The sequence below is a fragment of the Psychrobacter sp. 1176_08 genome (genome assembly GCF_052850615.1).
On record NZ_VXCU01000017.1, the window covers coordinates 1 to 10,782 of the forward strand.

Annotated in this window: 7 protein-coding genes; all 7 read right to left on the reverse strand. The window is 40.4% G+C overall.

The annotated features are described in order from the left end of the window. Positions 1-64 precede the first annotated feature (64 nt). Positions 65-2,260 carry an AAA family ATPase gene (locus FW759_RS13890; protein WP_057758768.1) on the reverse strand — a complete coding sequence of 732 codons (2,196 nt, stop codon included), beginning with the start codon at positions 2,258-2,260 and terminating at the stop codon, positions 65-67. A gap of 71 nt (positions 2,261-2,331) precedes the next feature. Continuing rightward, positions 2,332-5,514 (reverse strand): type I restriction endonuclease subunit R, encoded by a 3,183-nt coding sequence (locus FW759_RS13895; protein WP_446443279.1) that lies wholly within the window; start codon positions 5,512-5,514, stop codon positions 2,332-2,334. Between the two features lie 77 nt (positions 5,515-5,591). Continuing rightward, a complete protein-coding gene (locus FW759_RS13900) occupies positions 5,592-6,440 on the reverse strand; it encodes a hypothetical protein (protein ID WP_446443280.1) in 849 nt (282 codons plus the stop codon). A gap of 52 nt (positions 6,441-6,492) precedes the next feature. After that, on the reverse strand, positions 6,493-7,896 hold the full coding sequence (locus FW759_RS13905; protein WP_446443281.1) for a restriction endonuclease subunit S: 1,404 nt from the start codon (positions 7,894-7,896) through the stop codon (positions 6,493-6,495). Next, a complete protein-coding gene (locus FW759_RS13910; RefSeq protein WP_446443282.1) occupies positions 7,886-9,475 on the reverse strand; it encodes a class I SAM-dependent DNA methyltransferase in 1,590 nt (529 codons plus the stop codon). Before FW759_RS13910 ends, FW759_RS13905 begins: the two co-directional genes overlap by 11 nt. A 378-nt stretch (positions 9,476-9,853) precedes the next feature. After that, positions 9,854-10,063 carry a hypothetical protein gene (locus FW759_RS13915; protein ID WP_057758776.1) on the reverse strand — a complete coding sequence of 70 codons (210 nt, stop codon included), beginning with the start codon at positions 10,061-10,063 and terminating at the stop codon, positions 9,854-9,856. Positions 10,064-10,066: 3 nt separating this feature from the next. Continuing rightward, positions 10,067-10,705, reverse strand: coding sequence for a ParA family partition ATPase (parA, locus tag FW759_RS13920; RefSeq protein ID WP_057758778.1), 639 nt, complete (start codon positions 10,703-10,705; stop codon positions 10,067-10,069). Between the last annotated feature and the right edge of the window lie 77 nt (positions 10,706-10,782).

The following is a 10,782-nucleotide window of genomic DNA, read 5'->3' on the forward strand; positions in this document are numbered from 1 at the left end:
ACTCAAATACTCAAATACTCAAATACTCAAATACTCAAATACTCAAATACTCAAATACTCAAATTCATTTTTCTCTTACCATCATTTCATAATGTGCAAGATGGTTAGTATGCTTGAAGATATCTTTAAATATGCGTTTGTATTCATCTATAGTTGAGCTTTGGTCATCAACGTACAAGTCGTCTGGTATACAGTGAGATCCATCATTAACCCAACATATAAGAGATCTACAAATCAATTGCTCGTGAGTACATGAGAAGCATGCCAAAATGTCATTATCCTCAATCCCTCCAAGGATCTTGAAATAATTTTCAATGATACGTCGCATAGAATTTTGAAGTGTTGTTTGAGACGTTGAATCTTCTCTTAACTCTTGCCATAAAAGCTCATAAGAGCTTTTTATAGGGTTTTTATTATAATAGTTTTTTATGCTCGTAACATTTCCAACTTTTCTAAGATTCCAGAAGTTAGCTCTACAGCTGGCTTTTAGTTTGTTACTTGTATAGGAAATTTCTTTATGAAAATATACATTATGAGTCAGGACTATTAGTTGTTTTATCTTGTGGTTGCTATCATTGTTTATATCGTAAATGATATCTTTTACTAAGCTACTAACAACAAATAGGATGTTACTATCTAAGCTTGATATAGGGTCATCAATAACGATCACTCGGTTTGAATTTATCGTACTTTCTGTCGATCCACCTTTGCAAAGATGATAAAAATAAAGAAAAGTTATAAAAGAAACTTCACCTTCACTCAACGTTTCATTAGCAATAGAACCATCATTTCTCTTTAATTGATAGTGTTTGTTACTATCTGGACTTTCCACTATAGAAAATCCCGTAAACCCGAAGTAACTCAAAGAGCTGTTTATATCATCAATTGTTTTTTTAGTATTCGTCTTTTTCTGAGATAGTTGTGCTATCTCTCTATTTATTTTCTTAATGTTAGCTTCCGTCGTCGCTAGACGCTCATTAATACTCCTAATAGCACTATTAGCATTTTTACTCTCCCTATTATATTTCTTTAGATTATCCTTATTTAGTTCAGCTATGTATCGCCAAGAATTTCTTACTAGTTCTGCTTTTGAAGCACCTAATCTTGAAACCAATGCATTTTGTTTATCAATCAGGCTATTTGCTTCATTAATAATTTTCTGTAGTTGCCCGATTTCAGTCATAGTGACATCTATGTCGATAACCCTGTTAGGTTTCTCTAACTTGCTAGCTATAAGGTTTATATTTAATTGGATTTTAGTTCTAAGTTGAGCCATAAACCGTTCAAACGAAACCGAATCGAAAGCATAGGAGGTTTTAACTTTGTGAGCGTCGGCTATCTGTTGGAATGAATTGAGCAACTTATCTGAGTAGCTGGTATATGCATTTTGCAAAGACTTTAATAGATTTTCTTTGATTGTGTAGTTGTTATCAAAATAACTGTGAATATCTTCTCTGAAATTATGGTCTATTGTGTCCTTTTGACAGAATGGACATGTTTCCACATTATCTTGGAGATAGGTCGATCCTTCACGTACCCAAGAGCTGATATTCAAACTTTCTATCAGTGCTGATATGTTAATGTCACCTTTTCCTACAATGATCTCTTTCCAAATATCATTGTTCTCTACCTGATCTAGCCCTGATGAAGGGCTTATAATCTTTGGCAAAGACGAAGGAGCCTTGCCATAAAGAGTCTCTGACTGTTCTTCTAATTCCTTCAAATCTAGGAGTGCTGCTGTGCCACCCAATTCGATCAAACTTTTCGCAAAAAAATCCTCTTTCTTCCCAAGATATCCCGATAGTGGGCTTTTTAAAGCATTTTTTCTCAACTCTCCGCTATCAAACCAGACAGCATCAACGACCTCTTTCTTTAAATCTAGTAAGTCTTTTTTCTTATCTGCTAAGCTTTTTCCTAGTCCGAAACTTACTTTTTCTAAACCTTCAACTTCATTTTGTTTTTTTAAGATCAATTTTTCGTTATCTATATCGTCCTCACCAATTGTAAACACCCCGTTCAAGCTGGCATTATTGAGTATATTTTTCTCTTTAAAATCCTTATTATAAACATGAATATCAAGGGGTCTATCTGACAACCATCTTATTGTACAGTTGGGAGAACGAGTTCTTAATAGATTAGAAAGAGTGGTTTTTCCACTTCCATTGGTTCCATATATAAAGTTAATCTTACCTAAATCATTACAACTAATGCCTGACTCATTGTAGGTAGCAATATTTTTTACTTGGAAACTTTCGATCATAACGCTATCCGTATAGAAAGGTCTTAGTGTATTTTGATAAATAAAAGTATACTAAATTCGTGTAAATATAACTAAACCACCCGATGCCTCTTAAAGTTCTCAGCCTGCTCAAATATCTCTTTGTAGACCTCTTTGGAATCTACAGGTGGATAGCCCCATTCATCGAGCAATACCATCAAATCAAACTGTAGCTCAGCTTTGATGTCATCACGCTTGTTCCAGTCAGTGTATTTAGCCTTCTCATCGATGAGCTTTTTCACTTCTTTAGACAGCTCAATCAGCTTGTCCTCTGGATAAGTGAAATCGTACTTATGCGCCAATGATAGCAGAATGTCATAAAACGCTTTTTCTTCAAAGTCGATACCCATCTCACCAAACGACGCCATCTCAACCCGTAGCTCGTTATACAGCTTGATGATCTCATCAGAGAAATCACCAATGACTTCAGCGCGCAGTATGTCTTGTTCGTCACGGTCGTTATACTTCTCAACCAAAGCATTCATCTTCTTACTGAAATCAACGCCCTTCACCTTGTTGGTCTTTTTAAGCTCACCAATGGCTTTAGCGAGTAGCTGCTGTAGTAGCTCTAGCTTGGTGTTGGGCTGCTTAATCACTTCAAGCTTGGCTAAGTAGTCTTCATCGAAGATATCAATTTCACCGTCAGTGTTATCACCCAGCTTAAAGATCTCTTCAACGCCATCACTCATCAGCGCGTCTTTGACCAGGTCACGTACCTTTTGGTTCATCTGCTCAACGTCAGGTGCACCGCCAGTAGTGATTTTAAAGATAATGGTACGAATGGCTAGGTAGTAATGAATCTTATCTTTGTGCGCCTTTGTGAGTGCTTCACTACCCACACAAATATCATAGGCAGACTTCAGACGCTTGGCCAAGTCCATAAAACGCTTCTCTAGCTTCTTAGATTGCAGCGCAAAGTCAGCCGCCGCATTTAAGCAGTTCAGCTGCTCTAATGGCGTGCCGTTAAAATATAGGCTAGAGTCGAACTTATGATAGACGGTATCTAGTAGATCCAAATGGTCTTTGACCACCACGACTGACTTTTGAATATCGTCTAGGTTTTGAACCTGACCACTGGTGTAATGTGAGAGCGCTTGGTTCATCTGCTTTTTGATGCCGATATAATCAACGACTAACCCGCTTTCTTTGCCTTCAAACTTACGGTTGACCCGTGAGATAGTCTGAATCAGGCTGTGCTTTTGTAAGGGTTTATCAATGTAGATGGTATCGAGAAAGGGTACGTCAAAGCCTGTGAGCCACATGTCGACGACGATGGCGATCTTAAAGTTAGATTTGCCGTTCTTAAACTGACGATCAAGCTCTTTGCGGTAGTCTTTATTACCCAGATTGTCCCACATGCCTTTTTCATCATCCTTGTTACGAGTCATGATCATCTTGACGCGCTCCATGGGCATGACATTTTTCTTATCACTCTCTGACAAGGTTGAGCCTTCCTCACATGCTTTTACTTCGTTCCATTCAGGACGCAGCTCTATAATGTCTTTATATAACTGATAGGCAGCTTCCCGGCTGCTACAGACAAACATCGCCTTACCTTTTTGCGTTGTGCCCTCTTCTACTCGCGCTTCATAATGTGTCACAAAGTCTTCAGCAATGGCACGGATGCGGTCAGGGTCACCAAGTATGGTGGACATACTCGCCATGGCTTTTTTGCTTTTCTCTATCTGATACTCATTGGTGCCAGCATCTGCACTTTCTTGATAGTATTTCTCTACTTCGTCAAGCTGCTTGCTATCGAGTAGCACCTTGGCAGCGCGACCTTCATAGACAATACGCACCGTGATTTCATCAAATACCGACTCAACCATGGTATAGCTATCAATGACTGGACCGAAGACATCAAGGGTGGCATCAATCGGCGTACCTGTGAAGCCAACGTAAGTGGCATTGGGCAATGAATCATGCAGGTACTTAGCGAAGCCGTAAGTCTTTTTGACGCCATCTTCGGTGACGGTGACCTTTTGCTGGAGATTAATTTGGCTGCGGTGCGCTTCATCTGAGATACAGATAACGTTGGTACGCTCGGTGAGTAGGGCTAAGTCTTCGGTGAACTTATGGATGGTGGTCAAGAATACACCGCCACTTCTGCGACCTTTTAACTGTTCGCGTAGATGCGCTCGACTTTCGACACTGATGATATTGTCATCGCCGATATAGGTCTTAGCATTGGTAAAGGTTTCAGACAGCTGACCGTCTAAGTCGGTGCGATCGGTGATTAAGATAATGGTGGGACTGCCAAGCTCCACATCGCGCATCAGCAGACGTGCTAGAAACAGCATGGTAAAGCTCTTACCACAGCCAGTCGCGCCAAAGTACGTACCACCCTTTCCGTCTCGTAAAGCATCGCTCTCATCAAACTTGCCGTTTGTATCCAGCACTTTCATATGGCGCTTAATATTGTCAAACAGTTTGGTGGCTGCATAATACTGCGGATAGCGACAAACGATTTTTTCTTCCTTGCTTGATTTGTCAGGCACATAGATAAAATTTCGAATGACATCAACCAAACGTTCTTTATCAAATAATCCGCTAATCATGGTTAGTAAGGAATGGATACCATCCTTCTCTAACTTCTCATCGCCAGTCACTTTTCGCCAAGAGTAGTAGAATTCATACGGGGCAAAGAAAGATCCCATCTTTGAGTTGACCCCGTCACTGATCACGCATAGGGCATTGTATTTAAACAGCTCTGGAATATCGCGTTTATAGCGAGTGGTCAGCTGGGTGTAGGCATCAAACATAGTAGCATCTTCACGAATGCTACTCTTAAATTCAAACACCACCAGTGGCAAGCCATTGATATAGAGAATGCCATCAGGAATACGCAACTCAAAGCCTTGTATCTCCATCTGATTGACGATACGAAAGCGATTGTTATCGAGTGCCTCATAATCAAGCAGCTGGATGTATAAGTCTTTTTGGGTATAGTCCTCACGCTTCAGAAAAAAACCGTCAGCGACAAACTTCATGATGGCTTTGTTGGTGTCGTACAGATCCGACGCAGGAAGGTATTCGAGCTTATGAATGATAGACTCAATCTCGTATTCTGTGATTGAGTCATCGCGGTAACGGGTCGCTAGAAACTGTCGAAGATCAGACTTAATCAGCACATCGTCAGGATTACGATTAAGCGCTTCACCAACTGTATGTGGATAGCCTTCGGCTGCTAGTAGCTCGATAATGGCCTGTTCAAGTCTGTCTTCGGTGAATTTCAATGGTAAGTCCTTTTTATTATTCTGTATTATCTTTCTCGACAACTAATATGCCAGTCCACGGCTAAGCCAAAGCTAGATTATTCATAAGCCTTTTTCACCGGATTGAACTTCACAATCTTGCTGTAATTGACACTGTTGATACGGTCGTAATCCTCAGTAGGCTTTTCACCTTCATAGGTCAACATAATAGGATAGTACGTAGCGTTTTCAGGTAGCACTTTAAAAGCAACTTTATAATCATAATGTAAAGGTGAACCTTCCTCATAATGACCGCTATTTTCTGCACCAGCGTCACCTAATGTATATAAATTGATAAAGTCACTTTCAGGCAAATGCAGTACGTCCCACCAGCTACTTATCGTACCGAAAGACATATAGTTATTCATAAACACACTACCTATTAGGTTTTTTCCCAATGGCTGTAAGCCTTCTTGAATACTTGTTTGATTGAGACTCACTCTTCCCCAACCGCTAGAAAACTCTACATTTTCTGGCGTTTTGCTGACCATTTGAAATAGTCCATTATCTAGTTTTTTAAAGCTATACAGATCAGCTGTTGCCTGACATGCATGACAAGATACAAGCGAGCCATCTTTAACCTGAACTTTTTCGATGATAACCAAATAACGTGGCTCACCTGTTACATTCTCATAAGGTAGTACCGGATGCATTAAAGCGATCGTTCTCTCTCCATCGCTGTTAACGCTGTCTAAACCAATATTTGGCATCGACTCAACATACTCATCATTGACAGAAGCATAGCCCATACGACCACTATAAAACTCACGCATGACTTCTTTAAAGCTTAAATCTTTGATTTTGACCTGAGACATTTGAGTAGCAGAGAAAGCAGGAGCGGCAGCCATTGCAGGAGTTAATGATAAAGCACCTAAACTAAGCGCCAAACTAAGTAAAAGCTTCTTCATCTTGAACTCCATTAATGATTATATTTTTGGGATAAACGTTTACTGTCAAAAGCTATAGAACTTCCTCTACAAGCACTTCAGCATCTGAAATACGCAACTCGCCTGACATTAACTTAGGTAAAAGAGTGTCGCGGAGTTTAGCTAATTCAGTACTAGATAGATCATTAGCATCCATCTTCCCTAATAAACCTTGGGAATACGTATCGAACTTTTCCAAAACAGAAGATGGTGGGCATAAAACTAGAACCTTGCGAAGTTCTGATTGTTTGATACCAAAGACGGTGGTCCCAGTCGCTCTATTCTGAATCTCAGCTGAACCAAATTCTGTTTGAAACCAATAAAATAAATATGAACCTGTGCAATTTACTTTGTCTGCTCTAATTGCATAGAGTCGCTGACTCAATAAATAATCAATCTTTGAGTTCAAATAATACAGTTCTCCTAAAGGTGCTTCTGATGTCATGATTACATCACCCACTTCCAGTGGAACTTTCATCCATTTATCATATATATCTTTATCTACAAATCGGATAGTATCTGGACGAACTAGTTTATTGCCTTTGATGTTTTTAGCTGAGATTGCAGGGTAACCACTCTCTGCCCAATCCCCTCCAAGCTTTTTAGGAGTTTTACCGCGATGATCAATAATTACAGAAACCATTTCTGATAAATTTCTAACCCTCCATCCCTTCGGAATCCAACCCATTTCCTCAGTAAACTCAAACTCATTAGTGAATAAGTCCTGAATATCTGAATTGTCCGTTTTATCGATAGCTTTACGTTGCTCGGCACGTTCAAAGAGCTCATCAGGAATAGCTTTACCAGCTGCGCGCGCGTTATCAATCACAGGGTCAAAATCAACAAACCAGCTCTTAAACAACGCCTGCGCCATCGCTTCTAGCGTTTCGTTCATTTGGCGGTTTAGCTCGATTTTATCGTCTAAAGAACCAAGGATATGAGCAATATTGTTTTGAGTATCTAAATCTGGTTTAGGAATACCTAAATTTTCTATCATGCTTTTAGTTAAAGCATGTCGAGTTGCACCTGCACTTGCATAATTTAATAGTAATTGTTGTACTTGCGGTGATACTAGTTGATACCTTAGATATAAAGGATTAAACGAGCTTTCTTTAGGTCTAATTATTGAAACATGCTGATTAACTCTGGCAGGTAAGACCTGATTGTCGACCATGCAAACCCTAGCAACCGAGTCGCCAGTAATATTTAGCAAAATATCATTTTCTTCCACGATAACGTTTTTCAGTTTTTCAGCAGCTTCTTCCGTTATAAAGACCAAACCATCTCTTTTAAAACCTTCGTTATAAACATTTTGGCTTCTTATTAGTGTGATTTTACCTTCTTCGAGATAAACGCTACTCCCACCCCTAGGCGTTGCACCACTACCAATTTTTTTACAATGCTCTACTAATGAAACTACTTCCCAATCACTCGCCATAACCCAACACCTCCAAGTTCTGACGAATAGTTGCATCTAACTTTTCAGACTCTCGCATCTGTGCATATAGCGTTTGGCTTAGCTCCAGCATTTTAGTCTCAAACGGAATGCCATCATCTTCGATTGCAGCAGCACCGACATAACGCCCCGGAGTAAGTACATAATCATTGGCTTTGATATCTTCCAGACTGGCTGATTTACAGTAACCTGCCTCATCCTCGTACGCTTCATAACCGCCTGCTTCCTTCTCACCGCGCCATGCATGATAAGTCTTAGCAATAGCCTCAATATCATCAGTAGAAAACTCTTTATGAGTACGGTCAATCATCGCACCGATATTACGGGCATCAATAAATAGCGTTTCACCGCTACGATTACGCAGCCCACGTGCTTGGCTATCAACGGACTTGGCGGCTTTGTCTTTACTGATGAACCATAAGCACACCGGAATGGTCGTGGTATAAAACAACTGACCCGGTAGCGCAATCATACAATCGACCAGATCGTTTTTGATGATTTGCTCGCGTATCTCACCTTCACCACTGGTGGTGGTAGACATTGAACCATTGGCAAGTACAAAACCTGCTGTACCATGCTCAGAGAGCTTGGATATCATGTGCAATATCCATGCATAGTTGGCATTGCCTGTCGGCGGTGTCGGGTAGCCTGCCCAGCGTGGATCATCAACCAGCTCATCGGGCGCGCGCCAATCCTTTTGGTTAAACGGCGGGTTTGCCATAATGAAGTCAGCTTTTAGGTCTTCGTGCTGATCTTTAAAGAACGTATCGGCTGCCACATCACCCAAGTTGCTCGAGATACCACGAATGGCAAGGTTCATCTTAGCGAGCTTGTAGGTCGTGCTGGTGTACTCTTGCCCATAGATAGACACGTCTTTGGTATTTCCGTGGTGACTCTCGATGAACTTGATGGACTGGACGAACATACCGCCTGAACCGCAGCACGGATCATAGATTTTTCCTTGATACGGCTCAACCATTTCTGCGATGAGATTGACCACAGACTTAGGCGTATAGAACTCTCCACCGCCTTTACCTTCAGTCGCGGCAAACTTACCCAAGAAATACTCGTACACGCGCCCAACGGTGTCTTCTTCTGGATTGCCAATGGTATCGATGTTATTGACCACATCGATCAAGGCGGCAAGCTTACTGGCAGTTAAGCCAAGACGCGAGAAGTAGTTATCAGGCAATGCGCCTTTCAATGATTGGTTGGTCTTCTCAATGGTGCTGAGCGCTGTGTCGATTTTAAGGGCGATATCTTCTTGCTTGGCATTCTGCTGAATGAAGCTCCAACGGCTCTCCTCCGGCAAATAGAAGACGTTGTCTTTGGTATAGGCTTGCACCATATCGATATGCTTTTCATAGCCTGTATCGATCAGCTTTTGGCGCTGCTGCTCAAAAGTATCACTGATGAACTTTAAAAAAATCAGGCTAAGGACGATGTGCTTATATTCTGAGGATTCGACGCTACCTCGTAGCTTGTTGGCCGCATCCCAAAGGGCTTCTTCAAAGCGACCGTCTTTTATAGTGTCGTTCTTATTTGCAGGTGTTTTAGCCATGTTTTTTTGTTCTCTATGTTCTGAGGGGCAGTATTAGTTAAAGTTTGAATTCAGTTAGCCAGTTGTTTTAACAGGTATTTATAAAGCTAACCTGTAGAAATATCGGACTAAAACAAATCTAACCTGTAAGAAGTACAATCTTTCTACAGGTTAGGCAGTAAAAGATAGTTTCTAAATAGCGCATAGATAGCGCAACTACGTATAGATTAACAGTAACAAATCAAGGGTAACAATACTCGTTATTAGTCTGTCACTATGAAAAATTCTGGCTGAATGGGAGTTGTCAAAAATCAGCCCTAAAATCCGATAATATGTATAGTTTTTTGAGTTTTTTATACATATCCTTTTTATAGGCATAAAAAATCGGATTTTTTATGCCTATCGCTCAACCAACTTTTCTTCAATCATTTCAGTTAATAGCTCAGTCACTGTCTTTCGGTTATCAAGCGCAAACTTTTTGAATGCAATATACTTATCTTTGTCAATGTTAAAGTTTACTCGTGCCGTTTTTTGAGGACTATCGGTCACGTCTGACAAAGATAACTCATCTTTTACCTTCTTGCTGGGACGACCTGCTGCTAAGCTCATCATTTACTCCTTATCAAAGAATGTTTTAATTTCATTAACCAATGCTGTCATTTCTTGTACCGCATTACTATTCACTGACTCAGTATCAAACACGGTCTTGCCTAATGCTGCGCTATTTGGATAACTTACACGTTGCATAATTCTACTATCTAACACAGGTAGACCGTACTCTAGTAAAACTGAAGCCACATCCTTACCAATATTAGTATTCTGAATTGCCCTAGACACTACAAAGGCTGCTTTTAGTTTACCGTCAGTCATCTCTATACGCTGCTTTACTAAGTCTACTAAATCGCTAGTCGCCCAGACATCGTATGGGCTAGGCTGTACAGGAATTAATACAAAATCAGCCGCCTTAATTGCAGATAAAGCCAAACTAGTTGCTTGTGGTGAACCATCAATCACCACATACTCTTTATCAGAGACGTTTTTTAGATCTTTATCAAGCGTAGGTCTATCGAGACCTATCACTGGTACTGGATTATCTTCATCTACAGCTCGCCAATCCCGTGCACTGCCCTGCTGATCACTATCTACTAGCAATACACTATGTCCTTGCAGCTGCAAGCCACGAGCTAATTGAGTGGCAATAGTTGTCTTGCCACTGCCTCCTTTTTGATTCAACACAGCAATGACTTTCATAGAGCAATCCTAAGTTTGAGTATTTGAGTATTTGAGTATTTGAGTATTTGAGTATTTGAGTATTTGAGTATTTGAGT

What these genes read in the sequence shown, in the direction of transcription:
- FW759_RS13910 (WP_446443282.1), bottom strand. Translation starts at nt 9,475, where the DNA reads ATGGCTAAAACACCTGCAAATAAGAACGACACTATAAAAGACGGTCGC.
- parA (WP_057758778.1), bottom strand. Translation starts at nt 10,705, where the DNA reads ATGAAAGTCATTGCTGTGTTGAATCAAAAAGGAGGCAGTGGCAAGACA.
- FW759_RS13890 (WP_057758768.1), bottom strand. Translation starts at nt 2,260, where the DNA reads ATGATCGAAAGTTTCCAAGTAAAAAATATTGCTACCTACAATGAGTCA.
- FW759_RS13915 (WP_057758776.1), bottom strand. Translation starts at nt 10,063, where the DNA reads ATGAGCTTAGCAGCAGGTCGTCCCAGCAAGAAGGTAAAAGATGAGTTA.
- FW759_RS13905 (WP_446443281.1), bottom strand. Translation starts at nt 7,896, where the DNA reads ATGGCGAGTGATTGGGAAGTAGTTTCATTAGTAGAGCATTGTAAAAAA.
- FW759_RS13900 (WP_446443280.1), bottom strand. Translation starts at nt 6,440, where the DNA reads ATGAAGAAGCTTTTACTTAGTTTGGCGCTTAGTTTAGGTGCTTTATCA.